This window comes from Sphingobacterium puteale (assembly GCF_003627955.1).
Taxonomy (GTDB): domain Bacteria; phylum Bacteroidota; class Bacteroidia; order Sphingobacteriales; family Sphingobacteriaceae; genus Sphingobacterium; species Sphingobacterium puteale.
The window spans coordinates 137051-162308 of the sequence record NZ_RBWS01000012.1; the positions used below are offsets into that span (position 1 = coordinate 137051).

Genomic DNA, 25258 nt, shown 5'->3' on the forward strand with positions numbered 1-25258 from the left:
TAATTTAATCTTTCTTTTTAAAAGCATTCCAGCCCTGCGCCGTGATTGGATAAAGATTTCCGGACTTAGAAATCATTTCACAGCCTTCTGATGCTGCCGTCATGTAGCCTATAATACTGATATCAGGTAAATTCTTGATCTTATCGTGATCTGCCTGTGCTATTGTAAACAGCAGTTCATAATCTTCCCCCCCATTTAATGCTGCAACCGTCGGGTCAATACCGAATTCACGTCCGGTATCGTAGGTCATCTGGTCCAATGGAATTTTTTCTTCATACAATCTACAACCTTTATCAGATTGTCGACAGATGTGAAGTATTTCGGAAGCTAAACCGTCAGAAATATCCATCATTGATGTAGGTAGGATATCTAATTTTGCAAATAATTCAACAATATCCTTTCGTGCTTCCGGTTTTAACTGACGTTCAACAATATAGTCTTTACCCTCCAGATCAGGCTGCACATTAGGGTTTTCCAAATAAATATCTTTTTCTCTTTCCAATAGCTGCAGTCCCATGTATGCTGCTCCCAAATCTCCGGATACACACAATAAATCGCCTTCCTTTGCACCGTTGCGATAGACAATCTTATCTGCGTCGGCATAACCTATACTCGTAACGGATATAACAAGACCTTGGGCCGAAGCCGAAGTGTCCCCCCCAACCAAATCGACATTATACTTCTTACAGGCGATCAAAGCTCCCTGATAGATCTCTTCTACGGCTTCCAGTGGAAATTTGGAAGATAACCCGATAGAAAACGTAATCTGGGAAGCTATTCCGTTCATCGCATAGATATCGCTCAAATTGACCTGTACTGCCTTATATCCCAAATGCTTTAAAGGGACATACCGCAGATCAAAATGAATACCTTCCAAAAGCAAATCAGTAGAAATCAAGGTTTTCTTTCCTTCAAAATCCAATACCGCTGCATCATCACCAATTCCCTTAATGGTAGATTTTTCGGTCAGTTCCACTGCTTTACTGATATAGTCAATCAAACCGAACTCGCCCATTTCCTCCAGACTGGTGCGTTCAGTATTATCAAAATCGAACATGTTAAAAAATTTAAAATATTAAACTATCATATAATGCCCAAACAGGTATCTCATACCGCTATGATTTAGCTTCGTTAATAGCACTATAAAAATAATAATCGATATGAAAACCAACCTGTTATCATATCGATTATCATCAAAAATTATACAATTTATTACAATCCTAAACTTGCGGATATCTCCAACATACGCTCAATAGGGCGTTGTGCGCGAAGTATGACGTCTTCAGGAAGTAAAATTTCAGGCGATTCATATTTCAAACAATTATAAAGCTTCTCAAGCGTATTAAGCTTCATGTGAGGGCAATCATTACATGCACAGGCATTGTTCGGTGGCGCAGGAATAAAAGTTTTGCCAGGACTTGCTTTCTGCATCTGATAAAGAATCCCAGATTCTGTGGCTACAATATAAGCTTGTGCATTATCTGTTTGCGTAAACTTAAGCATACCTGATGTGGAACCCACATAATCCGCCTTCGCTAAAATATGATCTTCACATTCAGGATGCGCAATAAACTTCGCTTCAGGATATTCACTCTTCAGGCGATCAATTTTATCCTGAGAAAAAATTTCATGAACCATACAAGCACCGTTCCATAATACTAGATCACGACCGGTTTTTTTCTTTACATAAGCCCCAAGATTACGATCGGGTCCAAAAATGATCTTCTGATCTATCGGAAGGCTTTCCACAATTTGAACTGCATTGCTCGACGTACATACTATATCCGAAAGTGCCTTTAATTCGGCAGTACAATTGACATAAGTGATGACCAAATGATCCGGATACTGTTCCTTAAATTTAGCAAACAAGTGTGGTGGACATGAATCCGACAGCGAACAGCCTGCTTTAGCATCCGGCAAAATAACCTTTTTTGTTGGCGAAAGTATCTTCGCTGTCTCCGCCATAAAATGTACTCCGGCAAAAACAATTAAATCGGCATCTGTTTTTGCAGCTTCCTGGGACAGGCCTAAACTATCTCCAATATAGTCTGCAATATCTTGAATTTCAGATTCCTGATAGTAATGTGCCAAAATTACAGCATTCTTTTCTTTCTTTAATCGTTGGATTTCAGCTACCAAATCCAATGAGGGGTCAATCGGAGCATCATTATATCCTTTTGCCTGAAGCTCATAATTTACAATTTCCATGCGGGTACTTTCAACAGTTTATGAACAACAAAAATACGCATTGTTACATATATAAAAGTCAATAAAAAGCAAATTAATCAAATATGTAGTCGAGCAATTGGAAAAAGATAATATAAATTTAAAATTAAATAATTATCATTAAAATAAATAAACAAAGATATGATCCATTTTAAACCTTTTTTGAGTCAGATATACAGAAAACTGCCAGGTAATATATCATATATCAAAATCTCAGCGGGTTTGTACCAAAATCTTTCCAAGGTAGAAAATGACTTTCCTTCCATTTTCCGCTTATTGAACGTTCTTAGGCATAATACAAAACAAGCAAAAATATAGCACAAACGGAAGCTTTATTTATTAACATTTCTCCCGCTGTTATGGTTTTGTGCCCTCTAGAATCTAAAATTTACCAAGAAAAAAAGAAAGAAAAAATATATGAAAAGCTCAAAGGGTTTAGTAAAAAGTTACTCTATGCTGTTTCAAACGTCAAGTACCAGATATCATTCTGTCGTATCTAACGACAGAGAATGAAATGCGAGAAGATAAGGCTGCTTCCATTATAAACTCGTTTAGAATGGAATATTTTCGTACAATAGCCTAACGGGATGCATTTAAGAAAACCTAAAGGGCTTTATTTCGATAAAATCTAAAATTTAGGTCCATAAAATTGGAAGAAAATCCATTAGCTTTCTCTTTTCAATTACCAAATCGCTATTAAAGTCTATGAGAATCGGATATTTTCAATGAATTATAGTATCATATCGTACAATTGATTGTGAGAGCACTCAAATTGAAAAATTGTAAAGCATATACTTTAACCTATTAAAAGCGATAATATTCGCGATAATCGGGCAAAGACAGCTATCGGGGCCTAGATAGTTTTCGAGTAGCTTTGAATAGGCAGATCAGCTTTATAATTTATTCGATGCCATCGTACTTTAAGGTCATTTAGGATACGATTATCGCGTAAAGATTGATAACGAAAAATTACAGCGCAAACTGGCGGGCTTTATTTTATCTATGAGATCAAAAGAAGTAAGCTTAACGCCCTTAGAATGCAATATTTACGCTATTATTGAGTAAACAAAATTTTATAAAAATCTAAGCTGGTTTGTTTGAAGAGCCTTAAAAATATTATCTTTCCGGTTCAATAAATTTTGAAATGAAAAATTGAAGAAATCTCTACTATGAAATATTAGTAATATCCTACATTTATAGAGAATAGTTAATTTAATCCTTATTTTATTAATTTATAAAATAATAAAATTATAATAAGTTTATAAAAGTTTATTTTTAACAGCAAAATAGCGATTTACAATCCATTTAATCCTATAAAGCATTTAAAATAAAAATCTATCGCAATCACAAGGACTTTATTTTTAAAATAAAGCGCCTGACTTTCGTCTAAAAAATTTATTATATCTGATAATGGTAATTATCGAAATCTAAAAGACTAAATTATATTTTTTTTAGCTCCCCAATCATTACTGGGTCGCAAATATAGTAAGAATCTTCAATCCACAACAATTTTTTATAAATAATCTCCCAGAATTTGATCCATTTGCCATTTGCTAGTGGAGAGGATTCAAAGATCTGTCGTAAAACCTATCACTAAGCTTCTTAAAATCGAATAATTAATAAAAACAGCATTGACAAAAAAAATATTCAATTCTAATTGAGTTTAATTATGTTAAAGTTGGTGACAAACCCTTCAGAAATCGCATAATTACAAACAGATCTTGCAAAATGTAAAATATTGCAAGGAAATCGGCTAAAAACTGATCTCCGAACACATTTACCAGATTTTTTGCCAATAGACACTTTGAAATCTGCAATTGCGAAAATTAAATTAGATTGATCCAACGTCTCTCAAAATGCCATAAAATCACAAAAATTATAAAAAAAATCCTATACGTGAATCTAAATCGCTCCAGAGAAACGAAAAACTAGATATCGATAACATTCCAATTTGAAGATTCCATAAAAAATCAGCGAAAGCGCTCTCAGCATCGTATATTTTTATTTTTATCTAAAAAAAAAAGAAATATACAAACCTGAACGACTCCAGTTCCTATTTTTTTCAATTTCAAACGCTTTCAGACTTTCATAAAATTGAAATAAAGCCAGCAAAGCCTAAATAATTTAGTCTAAACGACTCAAAAACCGATTTCTGGGATAAGCGACATAAAAATACTGCTACAAACCTGTTTAAAATTCCATAAAAAATTGTTTAAAAAGTTTTAAAAAAAATATTCCATTCTAAAAAGGTCTAAAATACCTCAAGAATTCAGTTATCGAAAATAAAGCCGTTTAGAATTGAATATTTGAAAAGGGGAGTTTATCCCTTTTCAAATATCGCATCCTAAATAGGTTTGATTCGATGTTGACAAAGCTAAACAAAGATTCTCGAACGTATTCCACAATCTTTTTTTTCAATAAATACTAATATTTTAAATTAAAGATTCTCTTATTGTTTATTAGGGTGTGGAAAAGTGGTATAAATTGATCTGAATCGATTTTGATTTACCGTTTTTATAGAGTTTTCAACAATTTTTCAACAGATTTTTTGCATTAAAGAGCTGATTTTTAAAAATCTAATTTTTGTTGTTTTTTATTTTCCATAATTTTTTGTTGAATAGTTCATGTCTAGAAAATGTGGAAATCTATCAAATTTTGTGCGGAAAAATAATTGGAATTCGTGCTGTGAATAGGGGATCTGTGGAATGTTAAATACTTTTCATTTTTATTTAACCTTTTATTTACACGTTTTCCACATTTTTCGTTAATTTCAACCATCATTTTTGGGGATAGTTTGTGAAATTAATATATATGGCAGATAGAAAGGTAGATTTTTTGGTCATTGGATCAGGTATTGCCGGATTGAGCTTTGCATTAAAAGCTTCTAAATTTGGTAAAGTGTTGATAGTCACCAAGTCCAATGAGGATGAGTCTAATACGAAATATGCGCAGGGGGGAGTGGCTGCCGTTGTGGATAAGTCTGATAGCTTCGAAAAGCATATCATTGATACTCAGATAGCTGGGGATGGATTATGTGATGTGGAAATTGTGGAAAACGTCGTTAGGGAAGCACCGGACCGTATTGCTGAACTTATTTCCTACGGAACCTCATTTGACAAGGAAGAATCCGGGGTATATGACCTGGCTAAAGAGGGCGGGCATTCAGCTCACCGTATTCTTCATTATAAGGATATAACAGGTTACGAAATAGAAAGAGCGCTGTTGGAACAGGCCCATAGCGATCCCAATATTGAAATAGTAACACATTATTTTGCCATTGATCTGATTACCCAACATCATATGGGGGAATATGTCGATAAAAATAGGGAAGATATTACCTGTTATGGTATCTATGCTTTCAATACTTCATCGCACCTCGTGGACAAAATTTTAAGTAGGGTGACTGTCATGGCTTCCGGTGGAGCTGGCCATGTGTACTCGAGTACAACGAACCCGACTATTGCTACCGGTGATGGTATAGCCATGGTTTACCGGGCCAAGGGCAAGGTGCGTAATATGGAATTTATGCAGTTTCATCCCACTTCATTATATAATCCTAAAGATTCTCCGGCATTTTTGGTGTCTGAAGCCGTTCGCGGTTTCGGAGGAATTCTTAGACGTGTGAATGGAGAGTCTTTTATGGAGGAATATGATGAGCGAGCATCATTGGCTCCCAGGGATATTGTCGCACGGGCCATAGATGCCGAGATGAAAAAATCGGGTATAGATTATGTGTATTTGGATATTACCCATAGGGATAAGGAGGATATCATTAAGCATTTTCCAAATATTTATGAGAAGTGTCTCTCCATAGGATTGGATATGGCGACAGACTTTATACCGGTCACTCCGGCAGCACATTATCTATGCGGGGGAATTTATGTGGATGATTTCGGAAGAAGCAGTATACGCAACCTGTACGCTTGTGGTGAGTGTTCGTCAACCGGACTACATGGGGCAAATCGTTTAGCTTCGAATTCTTTGCTGGAAGCCCTTGTATATGCTCATCGCATCTTTTTGGATGGGACCAAAGCGATCGAGTCCATACATTACGTTACTGATGTTCCGGATTGGGATGACTCGAAAACTTCACTTTCTAATGAGGATATTTTGGTTAGTCATAACCTGCGTGAATGTCAGAAAATTATGAGTGACTATGTAGGTATTGTCCGATCAGATTTTAGATTGGAACGAGCCCTAAAGCGTCTACATTTATTATATGAGGAAACGGAGGATTTTTATCGTAACACAAGGCTCTCTGTGAAGCTTTGTGAGCTGCGTAATGTGATCCAGGTAGCTTATATTGTAACCAAGTCGGCTATGTTGAGGAAAGAGAGTAGGGGCCTGCATTATACGACGGATTATCCACAGCACTCAACTGTATTACAAGACACTATATTTTAGGAGCTATGGCACTTATTTTACCTGTTCTGGACAAGTCTCCACTGATCGCGGAAGAATGCTTTTTAGCACCCAATTCGACGATTGTTGGCGATGTGGAGATTGGGCACCATTGTTCGGTTTGGTTCAATGCAGTGATCCGCGGAGACGTTAATTATATTCGTATAGGTCATTATACAAATATCCAGGATGGCGCTGTTATTCACTGTACCTATCAAAAGTGCGGGACTACCATTGGTAGTTACGTGAATATTGGGCATCAGGCAATGGTGCACGGATGTATCGTGGAAGATTATGTGTTGATCGGGATGGGAGCTATCGTAATGGATAATGCTGTAGTAGAATCCAATGTAATTATCGCGGCTGGCGCTGTTGTTTTGGAGAATACGCGTTGTGAGTCCGGTTTTTTATATGCCGGCGTTCCGGCTAAAAAGATAAAAGCGCTGACTGAGGAGCAGAAAGCGCTTTTGCAGCAATTGCCGCACAACTACGTATTATATAGTTCCTGGTTTTAGCTTAAACGTATTAGCAAATACATTTTTTGTCTTTTCTTTAGCAGTGACCTTGACTTTATTCCTTTTTGAGCGCACTTATTGAAAAGCTATCTTTTTGTTCCCAGTTTGCACGTATCGTGAAAACCTTGTTTAAATACACAACGGGTTCTGGAAAAGTCTTCTTTTCAACATCTCCGGTATCCCATATGCCGTTGTCATTGTCATCCCGAATGACACGTATGGTATATTTTCCCCCCGGAAATTGTTTATAAGCTACAGAAGCATTATTGCTGGTAATTTTATCAATTCTATATATTTTATCTTTTTTCTCATTGATCAGTTCGACCAGGTAGGTTGTGTTGCTATCCAGATCGGTGAAATCAAATGTTAGATCCCCATAGTTTTCGCTATCGTCGTATGTCAGATCGAATTTTTTCTCTTTATTTTGTTCCCCGAAATATCCTGTTATGGCACCTTCGGTAAATTCTATTTGATATTTTTTATCCTTTTTCCAATTATAACGGATGTGGTAAATATTGGCATCATTTGTATCCACTGCCAATTGATAATTTGTTCTTACAAGCGAGTCTTCTTTGAATTTTAACTTTGCCTTGTCTATATTTTTTATTGGTGTAAAGGCTGATACCTGAAGGTGATTGATTCTGTCCACTTTTCCATTATTTGGTGTAAATTGAGGGTCAATTACCTGTTCGATTTTTACATTTCCCTTTCTGACGAGAATGGTATCCAACGGTTTTTCATTTTCCGTTAGAACGAGTTTTAAAGAGTCTATTTTCAGGTTTGGCAGAAATAAAGTTGCGGAATCAGAACTCTTCGAGAACCGTACTATTTTATCCTTGTTGTTGACTTCGTCATTCAGAATATGGAGTTTGGGTTTGTCCACTCTTCTATTGAAAATGAGGAGTACACTACCATTTTTTTCAAACTTCTTTTCCTGGGTACGGAATTTCTTTGGAATTGCTTTAAATATTTCGAGATTGATATTGGTAAGATCTTGCCCCAATACGATGGAATCTTTTAGAAAACCTATTTCTTCATCAGGTGCATTATAGATCCGGTCATTGTTCTTTTCCTGGAGTGCATAGATACGATATGTCCCTTCCCGGAGATTATTAAGTTTATAATTTCCGGCAGTATCCGTTGTTGTAAAAATATTCGCTTTCTTTTTTCCGAAAATTGAATCTTGACTGATGGGGATTAGAAGAACTTTAACCTCTTTCAGGACTTCTTTTGTGATTGCGCTCTTTACATTGCCCGATATGCTGAGTGAGTCAATTTTATCGCCCGTTGCAAATACATAAGCATAATTTACCAATGCATTTCCTGCATTATAATCGACAAGACCTTTACCAAAATAAATGCTATAGGTTGTATTTTTTTCCAGGGAATCGGGTAAAGTGATTTCCAGATTTTTTTTCTTGACTTTGAATTGGGGAGCAGTCCCCATATCGGGTGTGACACTAAATTCCTTTTGTTGATTGGCCAACTTGACATACTCATCAAATGTAATGAGTATTTTTTTCTCCGTAAAACTCTTCGAAAAGTTCGTAGGACTTTCCTGTAGTATTTTTGGTGGAATAGAATCTTTGGGCCCTCCTGTCGGCTGTTGTATGCTCGCACATTGTATTGACAAGCCAATGAGCATTATAAACATGCTTAAAATAAGTAATCTCGTTTTTAAGCTACTTTTTAGCCGTTCTGAACTACTTTTATTATTTTTTAAAGAAGTTGTCATAAAAAATAGAATATTGTCTTAAATCGCTTATTTTAAGCTTGTTTATTTTTATTTATAATAATCTGATAATCAGTTAATTAACTCATGTGTACCATCAAAACGCTGATATCTGACGGTGATACGCCTGAAATTCGGGAAGCCTGCCCTAATGTTCTCGGTTTTACTTTCGCTAATTTCTGCCTGGCTTCTATGGACAGTGAAGTTAACAAACTATAATCGAAATCAGGATTTATTTCTCTATCTTCCATCTTCTTCATGCGATTGACGATTTCGATTTCCTTTTCGAAATAGCTTTCGTATTTGAGATTAATTTCAGCCTGCTCTATGGTTTCTTTATCAAATTGGGAAACGTATTGAGCGAAGCCTTCGTCCCCTTTGACGATGTCCTGTATATTAACCTGCGGTCTGGCAAGAACGTTACTTAAACGTGTTTTCTGTGGAAGCGCACTTGAACCAACCTCGGCCATTACAGTATTCATCTTTTCGAGATCTGTCGAATTCTGCTTGAGGTATTCAATGATGTTATTCGAGTTTTCTATTTTATCCTGCACTTTCCTTAGTCTTTCCTCACTGACCAACCCTAGTTTGTAAGCTAAAGGCGTAAGGCGGATATCGGCATTATCCTGACGTAATAACAGCCTGTGTTCTGCTCTTGAAGTGAACATACGGTAGGGTTCTTCGGTTCCTTTTGTGACGAGGTCATCCACCAGTACCCCGATATAGGACTCAGATCTTTTTAGAATAAGTTCTTTATCGTCATTGACACGTTGATGTGCATTTATACCAGCAAGGAAACCTTGTGCTGCTGCTTCTTCGTACCCTGTGGTTCCATTGATCTGTCCGGCGAAGAAGAGATGTTTTACCAATTGAGTTTCCAATGTTAGGTCAAGCTGCATTGGCGGAAAGTAATCGTATTCTATTGCATATCCCGGGCGGTACATCTTTGCATTTTCAAAACCCGGGATGAGTTGAAGTGCTTTTAGCTGTACATCTTCGGGAAGAGAGGTAGAGAAACCATTTACATATATTTCCACTGTTTTGAATCCTTCCGGTTCCACAAAAATCTGATGTCGCTCACGTTCTGCAAAACGGTTGATCTTGTCTTCTATGGAAGGACAATAGCGTGGTCCCAATCCTTTGATCCGTCCAGTAAACATGGGTGATTTTTCAAATCCGGTGCGGAGCATTTCGTGTACCTTTTCATTAGTATATGTAATCCAGCAACAGCGTTGTTCGGTAGGCATCTCTACATTTGTATAAGAGAATCGTCCCTTCTTTTCATCGCCCCACTGTTCTTCCATGAGCGCATAGTTTAGACTGCGACCATCAATTCTCGGTGGAGTACCGGTTTTCATTCTGCCCGATTCGAAGCCCAGTGAAACGAGCTGTTCGGTTAGTCCTGTAGCCGCCTTCTCTCCTGTCCTGCCGCCGCCAAATTTTTTATCACCAATGTGTATCACCCCGTTTAAGAATGTTCCATTTGTTAAGACAACAGTATCCGATTCAATTTCTATTCCCATAGAAGTGATTACTCCGCATGCTTTTCCGTTTTTAACAATGACCTCTTTTACGGTGTCTTGCCACATGTCCAGGTTAGGTAAAGATTCCAATTGTAATCTCCACTCCTCTGCAAATCGCATCCGGTCATTTTGTGTACGTGGACTCCACATTGCTGGGCCTTTTGAAAGATTAAGCATGCGGAATTGAATCGTTGATTTATCTGCAATGATCCCGGTGTATCCACCCATAGCATCTATCTCTCTTACGATTTGTCCTTTGGCTACCCCACCTATAGCTGGGTTGCAACTCATCTGAGCTATCACACCCATATTCATTGTAATAAGTAATGTGGAAGAACCCAGGTTGGCTGCTGCTGCTGCTGCTTCACATCCGGCATGTCCGGCACCTACTACAATTACATTATATTTTTTAAACATTTTTATTTCCTTGTTCCACGTGAAACGTGGCTTTTTATTTATCTACAAATTTACTCTTTTCTTTACGTTCCACGTGAAACCTAATGGAAAATTTTACATAAAATCGGCAAGATATAACCACCGCTCGGACTTTTGATCTATTTGTTCTTGCATCGTTTTTATCTCTTCTGCGACTATTGAAAGCTTGGTATGATCTGTCAGTTGGTTTAGTTCTTCAGTCTTGGCTTTCACCTGTAGTTCGAGGTTTTGTATTTCTGTTTCGAGTTTGTTGTATTCGAGTTGCTCCTTATAAGAAAGCTTTTTCTTTTCCTCTTTAATCTGAGGCTTGGCTATTTCCTGAACATTCTTTTTTTGCTTTTCCTTTTCTAACTTTTGAAGTTCGTCTTGTTCTATTTTAAAGTCGGCATAGTTTCCGTTATAGATACGGATCTTGCCTGTTCCTTCAAATATAAAAAGTTGGTCAGTCAACTTATCCAATAGATATCTATCGTGAGATACCAATATCAGTACGCCTCTGTAGTTGTCGAGAAACTCTTCAAGTACATTTAGGGTATCGATGTCCAAATCATTGGAAGGTTCATCCAGTATAAGAAAATTTGGATTCTTCATCAATACCCGCATCAGCTGGAGACGTTTTCGCTCTCCGCCGCTCAGTTTGTTGACAAAGCCAAACTGCTTCTCCGGAGGAAACAAAAAGTGCGTGAGTAATTGAGATGCCGTAATTACCTCTCCGTTTGCCATCTCAATATAGTCCGCAATATTTTTCACAACATCAAGTACGCGGTCATTTTCGTTTACTTCGAGTCCCCCTTGTTTATAGTATCCGTATACGGTGGTCTCTCCTACTGCTATGGTTCCGGCATCCGGGGTTTCTTCTTTTGTGATAAGATTTAGAAAGGTCGATTTACCCGTGCCATTCTTTCCTGCTAGACCTATGCGGTCTCCTTTTTTGAATGTGTAAGAAAAATCCGTAATGATTTCTTTTGGTCCATAATGTTTAGAGATCTTTTCCAACTCAAGAATTTTAGTTCCCTGTCTACTTACTTTTACACTAAGCTGAACAGAGTCGTTTCCCTTGATTGATTTTGATTTTTCCTCAAGATCGTAAAACGCTTCGATACGGGATTTCGATTTGGTACCCCGAGCCTGGGGCTGGCGCCGCATCCATTCCAACTCTTTACGTAGTAGATTTCTGCTCTTTTCAACCATGACTGCATCTATAGTTTCGCGATCTGACTTCTTCTCCAAAAAATAGGAATAGTTACCTTTATATATATATAGATTGCCCCTATCCAGTTCCCGGATTTCCGTACAGATATTATCGAGAAAGTAGCGGTCGTGTGTGACCAAAAGTACAGTTTTATTTCCTGTTGTGAGCAGCTTCTCTAACCATTCAATGGTCTCTATATCCAGGTGGTTGGTTGGTTCATCGAGGATATATACATCCGGCTCATCGATCAAAAGCTTGGCTAGTGCCAGTCTTTTGCGCTGCCCTCCGGAGAGACTTTTTATATCCTGTTGAAAGTCCATAATGTTTAGGCGATTTAAAATCGTCTTTATATTATGCTCATATTCCCAGGCATTCAGTGAACTTATTTTTTCCGTAAGGTCTTCTAATTTTTTTTGATCGATATCACTGCTTTCAAGAAGTTCTTCATATTCCCTGATTAGACGTTGCTGATCGTTGTCCGCACTATATATAAAATCATTGATTGATTTTAATCCTGTGAAATCAGGATCTTGTTCGAGAAAACCTATTTTTATACCTTTTTCTTTGACAACTTTTCCTGCTGTTGGCAAGGTACGGTCTGCTAAAATAGAAAGCAATGTTGATTTGCCCGTACCATTTATTCCGACCAAAGCCACCCGCTCTCCTTTTTGAAGTCCGAAGTGTAAATCTCTAAAAAGCCACCTATCGTGGAAGGAATGGCTTACTTGTTCTGTAGCTAAAATACTCACGTTATATCACCCAAAAATTAATTTTAGTCATTTTAATACAATAAAATTTCCTTCAAGAATTCATTACCCTTGATAGTTTTTAATGTTCTGAAAATCAAATAGTTGTGTTGTTTCTTTTTGATTTTCAATTATTTATATAGTGAATCAATAATCTGTTTTGATTGCTGACTAATTAAATCTTTTGGGTGGCTTTCTATATGATGTTAACCGGTGCATGAGGCGTAAATTGTCGCCGTGTAGCATGGTCTCAGTAACAAGTTGATTTAGAATGCACGCAAAAATAAAGAAATAGTTTCTTATTCGATGCGAAAAAAGCGTCGTTGTGTGATAAATCGGCAATAATGATATTACCTTGATAAATTTAATTCAATGCATAATCCGCAATCAGATTGAAACGTGGTATTTCAACCTGAAAACTGCTATTATCCAAAGAACGGATCATGTTGTAATGGCCTTCCATGAAACCAAATTCACTGTTAAGATTACATCCCGAAGTATATTGATGTATCTGGCCCGGTTCGATGACGGGCTGCTCGCCTACAACACCTTCACCTGATACTTCCCTATAGTCGCCTTTTGCATCAAAAATTCTCCAGTAACGACTTATCAATTGTACCGTGTAATCGCTCAGATTTTCTATGCTGATGTGATAAGCAAACATAAAATGTTCACGGTCGGGATTAGAATACTCCGATTGATAGATGGTTTCAACCGAGATTTTTACGCCTTCTGTAATTTGTGTGATCATTTGGATGATGTTTATTGTTGCAACAAATACTTATGCTAAAATACTAATAATGAGTTTAAAATTTGCAAACTTAATCATTTTTAAAGGTTAAATTATGCTAAGTTTAAAATTACTACAATCAAATGATCGTTAATTAGTAGGTTTGTATATGGCAAATGGTATATTATATTTAATTCCCGTTCCTCTGAGCGATGATGCTGCATTCCAGTCTTTTACTCCCTATTTGGTCGAAACAATCAATGCATTGGACGAATATATCGTGGAAAATGAAAAGACTGCAAGAAAGTTTCTAAAGCTGGCTGGTTTAAAAATACCCCAAAGCGAATTGAAAATACATGATTATGGGAAGCATGCGCGGGACAAAGGAAATATCAACGATTTTTTTGAGGGCTTGAAGCAAGGTAAAAATGTCGGCTTAATGTCGGAGGCCGGCTGTCCGGGCGTAGCCGATCCCGGCGCTTCTGTTGTTGCCCGTGCTCATCAGCTCGGGATAAAAGTGGTGCCATTGGTTGGTCCCAGCTCGATCCTATTGGCACTTATGGCTTCAGGATTTAGTGGACAGAAGTTTGCTTTTCAAGGTTATTTACCTATTGATAAAAATGAACGCACGAAGAAGATCAAAGATCTTGAACTGCAATCCATGCGGGAAAAGCAAACCCAGATTTTTATTGAAACACCTTTCCGAAACAATCACCTGCTCGAGGATCTTCTGAAAACCTGTAAAGCGAATACCCAGCTCTGTGTAGCCTGTAATGTGACCTCTGCTGATGAATCTATACGGAGCCTGACCATTGCGGAATGGAAAAAACAGAAAGTGGATTATCATAAAAAGCCAACCATATTTTTATTATATGTCTGACTTTTTTTGTGGTGTTCTCCCCTACCCTGCTTAATTGTGATAACAGTTTTAATATGAAATCTGTATTTAAACCCGTTTAATTGAGGAAATGGATAATGAGTGAGTACTTACATTTAATGTTTTTGCTATTGAAATGGTAAATGCATATTGGAACATAGCAAATTGTTGAGTAGATTTAGAAATGGTGACATATTTATTTTACAGAAATATAATACAATGAAATTTAGTGTATTAAGTTATTTTATATTGTTTTTTTCATTAGTTGTGGGGTTAAAATCCGCTTATGCACAGCAAACTACTTATGTTATTGTGCACGGAGCATGGGGTGGCGCCTGGCAATTTAAAAAGACAGCAAATGAATTAGAGAAAGAAGGGCATAGAATATATCGTCCTACACTAACCGGTTTGGGAGAACGTTATCATTTAGCGGACACTTCTATTCGTTTACAGACTCATATCAACGATGTGATCAATACGATATTATTTGAAGATCTTACGGATATTGTATTGGTTGGACATAGCTATGGAGGCATGATCATAACGGGTGTAGCAGACAGTCTTCCGGACCGGATAAAAAAGTTGGTATATTTAGATGCTATCCTTCCGGATAATCAGGAGTCCGTTCTGAGTTTGATGGTAAAGCCTGATGGGGACAATGGTCTTTTAAAATTTGAGAAGGACGGTTTTATTATTCCATTTTGGGTAAAGGATGAACGCAAGTTTCCGCGGGATGTCCCCCACCCTTTGAAAACGATGACTGATAAAATCAGTTTAAGAAACTCAGAAAGGGAGAGAATTCCCGCTACTTATATCTTGACCTACGAAGAAGGTAAGACAATGGAAAAAGATGACTTCTATCCATTTTACGCAAAAGCTAAGCAACGTCATTTTAAAACCGTTGAATTGATCGGAGATCATAATCCGCAAATAAAAAAGCTGAAAGAATTAGTAGATTTGTTATTACAGGAAAAATAAATAAGAGCAAGATATTTCAATGACGCAAGAAGAATTAGTAAATGAATTAAGTAAACCCGAAATATTCTATCCGGCTTTAGGTCTAATCGTTATACGCACCATTATTTGGTTATTATTTGCGAATACGATTCGCAAAACTTTAAACTTGGTCGCGGTGGAAAATAGATTGATGACACCCAATCAATCTTGGTTGGTGGCGATTCCATTAGTCAATATTTATTGGAATTTTCAGGTCGCTTCCCGCCTGAGAGATTCCCTCATCAATGAGTTCTATGATCGTAAGATAGCTGTAGAGGAAAACCCAACTTATCGGAAAGGATCATTATATGCATGGGTTTATTTGGCTGCAAATATCCCCTTGCCGATTTCTATTCTAGGTGTTTTGGGTATTATGCACTTTGTCACATTGGCCAACTATTGGTTCAACATCAGTGCAAACCGTAGAATTTTAGAAGAACACGATAAATTTAGAGAAAAGGAGGTGATTATAAACGATGAAAATTAAAGCAGTTATTCAATACCTGGAGCAGCTGGCTCCATTGGATTTGCAGGAATCTTACGATAATGCCGGACTTATTGTCGGCAATGCAGATCAAGAGATTACCAAAGTATTAATTTCGTTGGATTGTACGGAGGAAGTTGTACAGGAAGCGGTCGACAAGGGCTGTAACTTAGTTATTTCACATCATCCCATTGTTTTCAAAGGATTAAAAAAGTTCAACGGAAAGAACTATGTGGAACGTACAGTCATAAAAGCTATAGAAAACAAAATTGCCCTGTATGCAATACATACCAATCTGGACAATGTTACCGGCGGAGTCAATTCAAAAATAGCGGATAAGCTTGGATTGGTTAATCAGGCGATACTGGAATCGAAACCCAATGTGCTGCGCAAGATGGTTGTATTTGTGCCAAGGAGTCATGTAGAAGAAGTCAGGACAGCCCTATTTGATGCCGGAGCGGGCCAGATCGGTAGGCATTATGACCAATGCAGTTTTAATACGGCTGGTTATGGAAGTTTCAGGCCCTTGGCTGGATCAGCACCTACTATCGGCGAAATAGGAACACAGGAGCGTGTCGAGGAAACGCGTATTGAAGTGATCTATACACGTTCAATTGAAAGAAAACTTCTTCTGTCACTTTATGAAGCACACCCCTACGAAGAGGTTGCGTATGATCTTTTTGATTTGCAGAATACAGCCACAGAAATTGGAGCCGGAATGATCGGTAATTTATCGGAGCCTATGGATGAACAGGATTTTTTGGCTTATCTGAAGGCGAATCTCAAACTAAATGTTATTCGTCATACGGCGCTTTTAGGCAAAAAGGTAAGCAGGGTTGCTGTTTGCGGTGGTGCTGGCGGTTTCTTATTAGGGGCGGCAAAGCGCTCTGGAGCTGATTTTTTTGTAACGGCTGATTATAAATACCATGAATTTTTTGATGCGGAGGGTGAAATTGTCATTGCGGATACGGGACATTTTGAGAGCGAACAATTTACGCAAGAATTATTGTACGACATTATTACGAAAAAATTTCCTAACTTTGCAACCTTAACAACAGAAATAGATACAAATCCTATAAAATACTACAGTTGATGGAACAAACCGTAGAACAAAAATTGAAAGCACTATGGCTTTTGCAAGCCATACATACTAAAATAGACAAAATTCGCCAGGTTCGTGGTGAGTTGCCTATGGAAGTTGCAGATCTTGAAGATGAGATTGCGGGTTTAGAAACTCGTATTGAGAAGATCAGAACAGACTTAGACGATTTAGAAGATTCGATCGTTAAGCGTAAAAACATGATTAAGGATGCCCAAGCTGCCATCAAAAAATATGAGTCGCAGTTAAATGAGGTAAAAAACAATCGTGAATACGACGCTATTTCGAAAGAAATTGAAATCCAGGGTCTTGAGATTCAGGTTTGTGAAAAAAGAATCAAAGAAGCAGAATTCGAGATTCGTAACAAAACAGAAAACTACGATGCAACTGTAGGTAACCTGGAATACAGCAAAAACGAACTTGAGGGTAAAAAGAAAGAATTGGAAACAATTACTTCAGAAACTCAAAAGGAAGAAGATGCTTTATTGGCTAAAGCTGCAGAAGCGGAAGCGAATATTGAAGAACGTTTGGTAAAAGTTTACTACCGTTTACGTAATTCTTTCAAAAATGGTTTGGCGGTCGTTTCTATCGATCGTGATAGCTGTTCAGGATGTCACAATAAAATCCCTGCTCAGATGCAATCTGAGATTCGTCAACGTAAAAAAATCATTATCTGCGAACATTGCGGTCGCGTTTTGGTCGACGAAGGTATCGTATTGGAAATTGAGCAAGAATACGGTTTTTAATCGTTAATAAAAGGATAAAGCCCTGCCCATAAAGCAGGGCTTTTTTTTTACAGTATTTTTTATGCAACTTTGTTGATATACGAAGTTATTTATTGGACAAAATAGTAGCTTTGTATGGTAAGTTTTAACCTTTATATTTTTATGAATAAAACTCCTTTTAAGTTTATTGTGTCATTTTTGATTGGTACTTCATTTCTACAGGTAAAAGCCCAGGAAACTTTATTACTCCGAAATCCAAGTATCAGCGCCAGTAATATTGCTTTTGTGTACGGTGGAGATATCTGGATAGCAGACAAAAATGGTGCTAATCCGAGACGTCTGACAACAAATCCGGGTGTCGAACAAAACCCGATGTTCTCTCCTGATGGAAAGAAAGTGGCTTTTACGGGCAATTATGACGGTAACACAGATGTTTATGTTCTTCCTATTGAAGGAGGGGAACCGCAACGCATTACTTATCATCCTTCTTCGGATGTATTACGTGGCTGGCTGAATAATGATGAAGTTTATTATACGACATCCCGTGATTTTACCTATGCACTAAGCCCACGATTATACAGTTCTAATATTCAGCGGCTTGGTATGGATAAGGCTTTACTGATGCCTGAAGCAACACAGGGTAGCCCCTCCGTGGATGGACGCTATTGGGCCTATATCAAAAATACCGATCCGACAGAGCGGGATCGCGTGGCTTTCAAGCGCTATAGAGGCGGTGGTACACCTACTATCTGGATTTTTGATACAAAAACCAAGGAAATAGAAGCAATTCCCCAGGTAAAAAGTAACGATGTTAAGCCCCTTTGGTTAGGTAATAAGGTTTATTTCCTGTCGGATCGCGATAAAATAGTCAACATCTTCAGTTACGATACCAAGTCGAAGAAAGTCGAAAAGCTAACTGATTTCAAGGATTACGATGTGCGCTCATTAAATGGAAACGGCAATGAACTGATTTTTGAATACGCAGGTGTATTGAATACATTAAACTTAACAAATAATAAGGTAACCGCCCTGCACATTCGTGTAAATACGGATGCCATGTTTAAGCGCCCTTTCTATAAAAATATCAAGGACGACATTCGTTATGCGGCCCTGTCTCCCACAGGGCAACGTGCCCTTTTTGAAGCCCGTGGAGAAATCTTTACTGTTCCCAAGGAGAAAGGTGAAGCACGCAATTTATCGAATTCTCCGGGTTCACACGAACGTTTTCCGGATTGGTCACCCAATGGAAAATGGGTTTCTTATATTTCGGATAAGAACGGTTCTTACCAGTTAGTTTTAGTGGATCAGTTTGGAAAGGACCAGCCGTTATATTTCAATCTGGGCGAAACCAATTTTTATTTTGAACCTACCTGGTCTCCAGATTCGAAAAAGTTGTTTTATAACGATGCTCACCTCAATCTGTACTACATTGATATAACATCTAAAGCCATCGTGAAGGTCGCGGATGATAAACTGAGTGGCCAAACCGGCAGAGTTTCGAATCATTTTCAACCGAGCTGGTCTCCGGATTCCAAATGGATTTCATTTACTCGTACCTTAGAAAACGGCGTACCGGCAGTCTTTATGTACAATCTGGATACCAAGAAAACGCAGCAGATTACAGATGGCATGAGTTCTGTTCGCAGCACTGCTTTTTCACAGGACGGGAAATATCTTTTCTTCACGGCAAGTACCAATACGGGATTGACCAATTCTGGTCTGCATATGTCGGCTACACAACGTAATGTTGATTATGCCGTATATGCCTTTATTTTGTCAAGTAAAACCCCTTCGTTCTTTAAGAATGAAAGTGACGAAGAGCAGATCCGTGAAGATAAAGCGGACAAACCGACGGATAAAGAAAGCAACAAAACAGCTCGCGTAAAAGAAAACGATAAAAAAGCACCGAAAAAGGATAAAAAGGAAGAAACTCCGGCCAGTAAGCCTGAAGACAAAAAAATTCAGGTCGATTTTGACGGTATTGAGAGTCGCATTGTCGCTTTACCTTTGCCGGTAGGTACTTATTGGAATCTGAACGGACTGGTTCCAAACCAGTTGACGTATCAGCGCGGAGGTACCATCGGAGCCTATGATTTCAAAGATCTGGAAAATAAAACATTGGTGGAGAATGCCCGTAGTTTTGTGATCAGTGCCGATGGGAAGAAGATGTTATATCAGACAGCTAACGGTTATAATATTGTGACTGCCGGACAGAAAGTAGCCTCCCCGACAGCAGGAGTTATCAAATTGGATGGTATTCAACAGTTGGTGGATCCTGTCGCAGAATGGAAACAGATCTTCAATGAAGTCTGGGCAATGCAGAAAGACTATTTCTATGTGGAGAATATGCATGGAGCAGACTGGAAAGCCATGAAAGCAAAATATGAGAAGTTTCTCCCTTTTGTTAGCCATCGTTCAGATTTGGGTTATTTATTGAATGAAATGATGGGTGAAATGGTTGTTGGACACAATTATATTTATCCGGGTGACCAGCCTTCTACCCCATCTGTGTCGGTGGGCGTATTAGGAGCCGACTATACGATCAAAAATGGCTATTACCAGATCGCGAAGGTATTTACACGCCTGGAATGGAATCCTTCCTTTAAGGCACCGTTGGCGGAACCGGGATTGAATATCAAAGAGGGCGATTACATTGTCGCTGTAAATGGTATTGAATTAACGGAAGACAAGGATATCTATAGTTTATTTGATAATACTGTAGACAGACAGGTGACGTTAAAAATTAATTCTAAACCATCGCTGGTTGGCGCGCGCGAAGTCATTGTGAAACCGATTTCTTTTGCAGACGAAATGAGTTTGCGCAGTATGGAGTGGGTGGAACGTAACCGCAAGAAAGTGGATCAGCTAAGCAATGGACAAATAGCTTACGTATACATGCCAAATACCGGTCCGGAGGGATACACCTACTTCAACCGTTATTACTTCTCCCAGATGGATAAAAAGGCCCTTCTGATGGATGAAAGAAACAATGGTGGTGGCTGGGTAGCCGACTATGTCATTGATTTACTATCCCGTGAATTAATTGCTGGGTGGGGGATCCGTGATGGTAGAGGGTTTACCACTCCTGGCAATGGTATTTACGGACCAAAAGCAATGATTATTAATGAGAATGCGGGTTCGGGAGGTGATATGATGCCATATATGTTCCGTTTCAAAGGTTTAGGTAAGCTGGTTGGCCGCACTACAATGGGTATTTTGGTCGGTATCAGCGGATATCCACCGTTGTTGGATGGTGGCCGCATTACCTCGCCAAACTTTGGGGTATACGACCTGAAAGGTAACTGGATTATAGAAAATGAAGGTGTTGCTCCAGATATCTTTGTGGAGCAATTGCCGAAGGATCTCTTAGAAGGACGTGATCCACAACTGGAAAGAACGGTGAAGATTTTATTGGAAGAAATGAAAACCTATCCTTACAAAAATCTACAAAAACCGGCAGATCCGATACGGGTAAATTAATAGATCAATATCGATAATGCATAAAAAAGGTTCCGGGAATTATTTCGGAACCTTTTTTATATACCATCTCAGCGCTTTTTACTAGATTTTGATAATTATTTCTATAGTTTCAAACAGATCCGGAGCATTTCATAATAACGTTTTTTCTACTGATCCGGTCTGGGATGTCTTATTGAATTGCCGCGAAATTTATAAAGTAGCATGCTTTTATTGTTATCTTTAAAACATATTTAAAATTTTATGTATCCCGAGCAAACTACTTCCCCATTTCAATCCTTATTGCGTCTGGTCCTGTTGGTCATCGGATTTACCTTTCTCTCACAGGTCATCGGTATCCTTATGCTCTTTTTCTATTACAAATTTACAGGACAAGTATTTTCATTGGCGACCCTCATGCAAGGTTCCGCAAATGAAATGCGTTTTTTGTTGTTGATGAGTAGTCTGGGGTCCTTTGTTGTACCGGCATATCTGATGCATACACGTGAGGGGTACGGAATCACTTATTTTAAACAGGAATATACACCACAGGCAAAGCAGTTTGCTTATATCTTTTTTGCGATGCTTGCCTTTATGCCGCTGATGAGTTTGATCGGACATTGGAACGAATCGTTACAGCTGCCGGACAATATGAGATCCGTGCAGTTATGGATGGAGCGCAGTGAGCGAGAATCAGGAGATCTGATCAAAGGAATTATCGTTGAAACAAGTTTTTTCGGATTTCTGTTTAATCTTGTGGTTCTGGCGCTGATACCGGCCATAGGCGAAGAACTTTTATTCCGCGGTGTCCTCCAGAATATCGTCGGCCGGTGGATTTCCAATCCTCATGTTATTATTTGGATTGTTGCAATCGTCTTCAGTGCAATACACCTGCAGTTTTTTGGTTTTATACCACGGATGCTGCTGGGGGCATTTTTCGGTTACCTCTATGTCTGGAGCAAAAATATTCTGTTGCCTATTTTTGGTCATTTTGTCAATAACGCCGGAGCGACAGTGATGTCTTTTTATTATACAAGAAATGGTAAAAGTTATGAAGAGATCAATGCATTCGAGCTGCAATCTTGGTGGATATATGTTGTAGGCTTCATTTTTACTGCTATTTTTGTATTCTTATTTTATCTGTCAACACAAAAAGGAAACCATGGAGAACGATTGGAGGAAAATTAAAACATATACAAATGCTATTCAGGCTGAAATAGTAAAACAGATGCTGGAAGAGAATGGTATCCCAACGGTGGTATTAAATAAACAGGATTCTTCCTATCTGTTTGGAAAAATAGAACTATATGTTAGTGAAAACTCGGTTGATACTGCCGAAAGATTGATTGAAGAAGCTGAGGGGGAGAATTAAAATGAAAACAAGAGCGATAACAGGTGCTATTTTTGTAGCTGTCATGGTGGCATCCACTTTATTCGGGCCATATCTATACAGTATCTTTTTCACACTGTTAAGTGCATGGTGTCTGTATGAGTTTTATGGTATTGTGTCTTCTGAAGATCGAGCGCCCAACAAGACTTTGGGGATCATTTTGGCGGTGACAGGATTTGCTATAGGCGCTATGGTGGCAATGGACCTTTTGGAACCTAAATTTCTATGGCTCATTACACCATTGGTCGGCCTGACCTATATCATTTCACTTTTTCAAAAGCGAAGTTTTCCCTTTAATGATATCGCCTATACTTTTTTGGGTATCTGTTATGTCACATTTCCTTTCTTTCTTTTTGCTAAACTGGGATTTATCAATGGGGTATATAATCATTATATTCCCCTTGGGTTTTTAATATTGCTCTGGACCAATGATACGGGGGCATATCTTGCCGGAAGGAGTTTTGGTAAACATAAATTGTTTGAGCGTATCTCTCCAAAAAAGACTTGGGAAGGTTTTTTTGGAGGTTTCATTTTGGCCATTGTTGTTGCTATAAATCTGGAAAAATATTTTGGAAGTTTGCCGTTGTGGCAATGGATTACTGTTGCCATGATTATCAGTATTATTGGAACATTGGGTGATCTGGTTGAATCTATGTTAAAGCGAAGCTTGCACGTCAAAGATTCGGGCAGTATTCTACCGGGACATGGAGGTTTCTTAGATCGTTTTGACGGCTTACTATTGGCAGCACCTATAGTTTATGTTTTCTTAATTTTAATCAGTTAATAGCATTATGAGTCACATTCAGAAATCTACCTTTGATTTTTTGACGGAATTAAAGGAAAATAATTCAAGGGAGTGGTTTGCGGAGAACCGCGAGAAATATGAGTCTGCATTAGCGGATGTACGGAGTTTTCTAACCGATTTAATAGCTGCGCTGAGTGAATTTGACCCCAAAATAAATACCTCCATTCAAGCCAATAAATGTCTGTTCCGTATCTATAGAGATACTCGTTTTTCAAATGATAAGACGCCTTATAAGACTTGGTTTGGGGCTGGGATATCTGTTGACGGAAGGAAGTTGCACGGTCCTGAATATTATATTCATATCGGTGCAGAAAATTCATTTATTGCCTGTGGTTATTGGCGGCCGGAGAAACCTCATCTGGAAGCGATAAGACAGGAAATTGACTATAGTGGTGAGCATTTGGCAAAAATTCTCAACGGAGCCTTGGATGATGGGAAAATAACGCTGTTCAAAGAAGATCTGCTTAAGCGTGCTCCTGCTGGTTATGGCGAGGACAATCCCCATATTGATTTTATCAAGCTAAAAAGCTTTGTTCTGGATCAGCCCCTGACCATTAAAGACCTGTCAAACAAAAATGCGCTGGATAATATTATCGCCTCTTATAAAAAGATGTTGCCGTTCAAGGAGTTTTTACAAGAGGCGATAGAAAGTGAGTAGTCTACTCTGGCAGGCTAATTTTGCCCATGCAAACCGCCGGAGAGTCTTTAATGTGTTCAACATTCGATCTTGTTCCAGCGAGGGTTTCATTGGCTAACAAAGCAAAGAGAACAGCTTCCTTGGCATCTGGGTCAATCCCCAGGCTTGCGAAGCTTTCTACTTTGCAGTCGGGCAGACTGGCTTTGATACCGTCGAAAAGCAAAGGGTTATGTAATCCTCCACCACTGATATATACCGAGACGTTCGGTAATCCGGCTGCTTGCCGGCGTATGCCGTTGATCATGGCCTGAGCCGAAAAGCGATTGAGTGTAGCCATGACATCCTCATCCGGAAGTGCTACTGTATCTGAACGTTTTTGAGCCTCTTTTAGGTAAGTTAGGTTGAACAGTTCCGGTCCTGTTGTTTTGGGAAAGGGCAAGGCTAAGAATTCTTCGGCCAGAAGCTGTTCCAACAAGTCCTTATTGACACTTCCTTTTTTTGCGGTCCCGGCGTCTCGATCCATCTCCAGGTCAAAATGTGCTTTCATATACTGGTTCATCATGGTATTTCCAGGTCCCAGATCCGTAGCGTAAGCCTCCAGTTGACTTTGATGACTCGGAATAAAGGTGAAATTCGAAATACCACCTATATTCAGTAAAAATCTGTTTTCAGTAGGATGAGAAAAAAGTAGGTAGTCGCCATAGGCTGCCAATGGCGCCCCTTCTCCCCCTGCGGCAATGTGTTTCTGCCTAAAATCTGACAGTGTAATTATGCCCGTATGCATGGCAATATGATCTCCATCACCGATCTGCAATGTGCTGTTAGGCCAATTAAGGTCTTTTGTCAATGACTGCGGTGCGTGGTAGACCGTTTGCCCATGACTGGCGATACAGTCTATTTCGGCAGCTGAAATACGCCAACTTTTGAGCGCTTGATTAATCAGATTTGCATGGGTGATACCTATGTATGCATTAAGGCCTGAAAGTAGCTGCTGGTCGATGGTTCTTTTTGCGAATATTTCGCGGACTTTGGTCCTAAAAATTTCCTCGTAGTCCATTGTGATAAACTTTTCCAAACTGATTTTGGTCGTCTTTCCGGCATTTTCAATACGGCATAATGCGATATCAAGGCCGTCTAATGAGGTTCCGGACATCAGACCAATAATAAAGCGCTCTTTTTTTAGGCCGATCTGATAAAGTTTTTCGATTTGAGGATTCATAGCTTAAAAATAAACACAAAAATGATATTCATTATAACATTTTTGACAATTGAAGATATTTTGTAACTTC

Annotated in this window: 19 protein-coding genes; 12 read left to right on the forward strand and 7 right to left on the reverse strand. The window is 38.6% G+C overall.

Annotated elements, in window-relative coordinates; all coding sequences use genetic code 11:
• Window positions 1-4 precede the first annotated feature (4 nt).
• A complete protein-coding gene (gene thiL, locus D7322_RS16655) occupies window positions 5-1057 on the reverse strand; it encodes a thiamine-phosphate kinase (RefSeq protein WP_121125405.1) in 1053 nt (350 codons plus the stop codon).
• A gap of 155 nt (window positions 1058-1212) precedes the next feature.
• Window positions 1213-2208 carry a quinolinate synthase NadA gene (nadA, locus tag D7322_RS16660; protein WP_121125406.1) on the reverse strand — a complete coding sequence of 332 codons (996 nt, stop codon included), beginning with the start codon at window positions 2206-2208 and terminating at the stop codon, window positions 1213-1215.
• A 2829-nt stretch (window positions 2209-5037) separates the two neighbouring features.
• Between nadA and nadB the strand changes: the two genes are divergently transcribed.
• Both nadB and D7322_RS16670 read left to right on the forward strand, forming a co-directional pair.
• The gene (gene nadB, locus D7322_RS16665) at window positions 5038-6630 is read left to right on the forward strand and encodes an L-aspartate oxidase (RefSeq protein ID WP_121125407.1); all 1593 of its coding nucleotides are present in this window, start codon (window positions 5038-5040) and stop codon (window positions 6628-6630) included.
• A 5-nt stretch (window positions 6631-6635) separates the two neighbouring features.
• Window positions 6636-7142 carry a gamma carbonic anhydrase family protein gene (locus tag D7322_RS16670; protein WP_121125408.1) on the forward strand — a complete coding sequence of 169 codons (507 nt, stop codon included), beginning with the start codon at window positions 6636-6638 and terminating at the stop codon, window positions 7140-7142.
• Window positions 7143-7197: 55 nt separating this feature from the next.
• Here D7322_RS16670 and D7322_RS16675 read toward each other — a convergent pair whose 3' ends face one another.
• The 4 genes from D7322_RS16675 to apaG form a co-directional block, all read right to left on the reverse strand.
• Entirely contained in the window at window positions 7198-8796 is a 1599-nt protein-coding gene (locus D7322_RS16675; RefSeq protein ID WP_245971357.1) for an Ig-like domain-containing protein, read from the reverse strand.
• Between the two features lie 158 nt (window positions 8797-8954).
• On the reverse strand, window positions 8955-10814 hold the full coding sequence (mnmG, locus tag D7322_RS16680; protein ID WP_121125410.1) for a tRNA uridine-5-carboxymethylaminomethyl(34) synthesis enzyme MnmG: 1860 nt from the start codon (window positions 10812-10814) through the stop codon (window positions 8955-8957).
• A gap of 93 nt (window positions 10815-10907) precedes the next feature.
• The gene (locus D7322_RS16685) at window positions 10908-12773 is read right to left on the reverse strand and encodes an ABC-F family ATP-binding cassette domain-containing protein (protein WP_121125411.1); all 1866 of its coding nucleotides are present in this window, start codon (window positions 12771-12773) and stop codon (window positions 10908-10910) included.
• Between the two features lie 361 nt (window positions 12774-13134).
• Window positions 13135-13521, reverse strand: a complete 387-nt coding sequence (gene apaG, locus D7322_RS16690) for a Co2+/Mg2+ efflux protein ApaG (RefSeq protein WP_121125412.1) — start codon at window positions 13519-13521, stop codon at window positions 13135-13137.
• A 148-nt stretch (window positions 13522-13669) separates the two neighbouring features.
• Here apaG and D7322_RS16695 point away from each other — a divergent pair, with 148 nt between their 5' ends.
• The 10 genes from D7322_RS16695 (at window position 13670) to D7322_RS16740 (ending at window position 23990) form a co-directional block, all read left to right on the forward strand.
• Window positions 13670-14380: an SAM-dependent methyltransferase gene (locus D7322_RS16695; RefSeq protein ID WP_121125413.1), complete on the forward strand. Its 711-nt coding sequence runs from the start codon at window positions 13670-13672 to the stop codon at window positions 14378-14380.
• A gap of 216 nt (window positions 14381-14596) precedes the next feature.
• A complete protein-coding gene (locus D7322_RS16700; protein WP_121125414.1) occupies window positions 14597-15355 on the forward strand; it encodes an alpha/beta hydrolase in 759 nt (252 codons plus the stop codon).
• Between the two features lie 19 nt (window positions 15356-15374).
• Window positions 15375-15860 carry a hypothetical protein gene (locus tag D7322_RS16705; RefSeq protein ID WP_121125415.1) on the forward strand — a complete coding sequence of 162 codons (486 nt, stop codon included), beginning with the start codon at window positions 15375-15377 and terminating at the stop codon, window positions 15858-15860.
• Window positions 15850-16950 carry a Nif3-like dinuclear metal center hexameric protein gene (locus D7322_RS16710; RefSeq protein WP_121125416.1) on the forward strand — a complete coding sequence of 367 codons (1101 nt, stop codon included), beginning with the start codon at window positions 15850-15852 and terminating at the stop codon, window positions 16948-16950. The genes D7322_RS16705 and D7322_RS16710 overlap by 11 nt, the downstream gene beginning before the upstream one ends.
• On the forward strand, window positions 16950-17702 hold the full coding sequence (locus tag D7322_RS16715; protein ID WP_077436898.1) for a zinc ribbon domain-containing protein: 753 nt from the start codon (window positions 16950-16952) through the stop codon (window positions 17700-17702). Before D7322_RS16710 ends, D7322_RS16715 begins: the two co-directional genes overlap by 1 nt.
• A gap of 141 nt (window positions 17703-17843) precedes the next feature.
• Window positions 17844-21161 carry a S41 family peptidase gene (locus tag D7322_RS16720; protein ID WP_121125468.1) on the forward strand — a complete coding sequence of 1106 codons (3318 nt, stop codon included), beginning with the start codon at window positions 17844-17846 and terminating at the stop codon, window positions 21159-21161.
• A 240-nt stretch (window positions 21162-21401) separates the two neighbouring features.
• Window positions 21402-22325: a CPBP family intramembrane glutamic endopeptidase gene (locus D7322_RS16725; RefSeq protein WP_121125417.1), complete on the forward strand. Its 924-nt coding sequence runs from the start codon at window positions 21402-21404 to the stop codon at window positions 22323-22325.
• On the forward strand, window positions 22300-22509 hold the full coding sequence (locus D7322_RS16730; protein ID WP_121125418.1) for a putative signal transducing protein: 210 nt from the start codon (window positions 22300-22302) through the stop codon (window positions 22507-22509). Before D7322_RS16725 ends, D7322_RS16730 begins: the two co-directional genes overlap by 26 nt.
• Window position 22510: 1 nt before the next feature.
• Window positions 22511-23311, forward strand: a complete 801-nt coding sequence (locus D7322_RS16735) for a phosphatidate cytidylyltransferase (protein ID WP_121125419.1) — start codon at window positions 22511-22513, stop codon at window positions 23309-23311.
• A 7-nt stretch (window positions 23312-23318) separates the two neighbouring features.
• Window positions 23319-23990, forward strand: a complete 672-nt coding sequence (locus tag D7322_RS16740) for a DUF2461 domain-containing protein (RefSeq protein WP_121125420.1) — start codon at window positions 23319-23321, stop codon at window positions 23988-23990.
• 1 nt (window position 23991) lies between these two features.
• Here the strand turns inward: D7322_RS16740 and D7322_RS16745 are convergent, their stop codons facing one another.
• A complete protein-coding gene (locus D7322_RS16745) occupies window positions 23992-25188 on the reverse strand; it encodes an anhydro-N-acetylmuramic acid kinase (protein ID WP_121125421.1) in 1197 nt (398 codons plus the stop codon).
• Between the last annotated feature and the right edge of the window lie 70 nt (window positions 25189-25258).

Excerpts from the sequence above, each read along its gene's own strand:
- thiL (WP_121125405.1), bottom strand. The coding sequence starts at position 1,057 with ATGTTCGATTTTGATAATACTGAACGCACCAGTCTGGAGGAAATGGGC.
- nadA (WP_121125406.1), bottom strand. The coding sequence starts at position 2,208 with ATGGAAATTGTAAATTATGAGCTTCAGGCAAAAGGATATAATGATGCT.
- nadB (WP_121125407.1), top strand. The coding sequence starts at position 5,038 with ATGGCAGATAGAAAGGTAGATTTTTTGGTCATTGGATCAGGTATTGCC.
- D7322_RS16670 (WP_121125408.1), top strand. The coding sequence starts at position 6,636 with ATGGCACTTATTTTACCTGTTCTGGACAAGTCTCCACTGATCGCGGAA.
- D7322_RS16675 (WP_245971357.1), bottom strand. The coding sequence starts at position 8,796 with ATGTTTATAATGCTCATTGGCTTGTCAATACAATGTGCGAGCATACAA.
- mnmG (WP_121125410.1), bottom strand. The coding sequence starts at position 10,814 with ATGTTTAAAAAATATAATGTAATTGTAGTAGGTGCCGGACATGCCGGA.
- apaG (WP_121125412.1), bottom strand. The coding sequence starts at position 13,521 with ATGATCACACAAATTACAGAAGGCGTAAAAATCTCGGTTGAAACCATC.
- D7322_RS16695 (WP_121125413.1), top strand. The coding sequence starts at position 13,670 with ATGGCAAATGGTATATTATATTTAATTCCCGTTCCTCTGAGCGATGAT.
- D7322_RS16700 (WP_121125414.1), top strand. The coding sequence starts at position 14,597 with ATGAAATTTAGTGTATTAAGTTATTTTATATTGTTTTTTTCATTAGTT.
- D7322_RS16705 (WP_121125415.1), top strand. The coding sequence starts at position 15,375 with ATGACGCAAGAAGAATTAGTAAATGAATTAAGTAAACCCGAAATATTC.
- D7322_RS16710 (WP_121125416.1), top strand. The coding sequence starts at position 15,850 with ATGAAAATTAAAGCAGTTATTCAATACCTGGAGCAGCTGGCTCCATTG.
- D7322_RS16715 (WP_077436898.1), top strand. The coding sequence starts at position 16,950 with ATGGAACAAACCGTAGAACAAAAATTGAAAGCACTATGGCTTTTGCAA.
- D7322_RS16720 (WP_121125468.1), top strand. The coding sequence starts at position 17,844 with ATGAATAAAACTCCTTTTAAGTTTATTGTGTCATTTTTGATTGGTACT.
- D7322_RS16725 (WP_121125417.1), top strand. The coding sequence starts at position 21,402 with ATGTATCCCGAGCAAACTACTTCCCCATTTCAATCCTTATTGCGTCTG.
- D7322_RS16730 (WP_121125418.1), top strand. The coding sequence starts at position 22,300 with ATGGAGAACGATTGGAGGAAAATTAAAACATATACAAATGCTATTCAG.
- D7322_RS16735 (WP_121125419.1), top strand. The coding sequence starts at position 22,511 with ATGAAAACAAGAGCGATAACAGGTGCTATTTTTGTAGCTGTCATGGTG.
- D7322_RS16740 (WP_121125420.1), top strand. The coding sequence starts at position 23,319 with ATGAGTCACATTCAGAAATCTACCTTTGATTTTTTGACGGAATTAAAG.
- D7322_RS16745 (WP_121125421.1), bottom strand. The coding sequence starts at position 25,188 with ATGAATCCTCAAATCGAAAAACTTTATCAGATCGGCCTAAAAAAAGAG.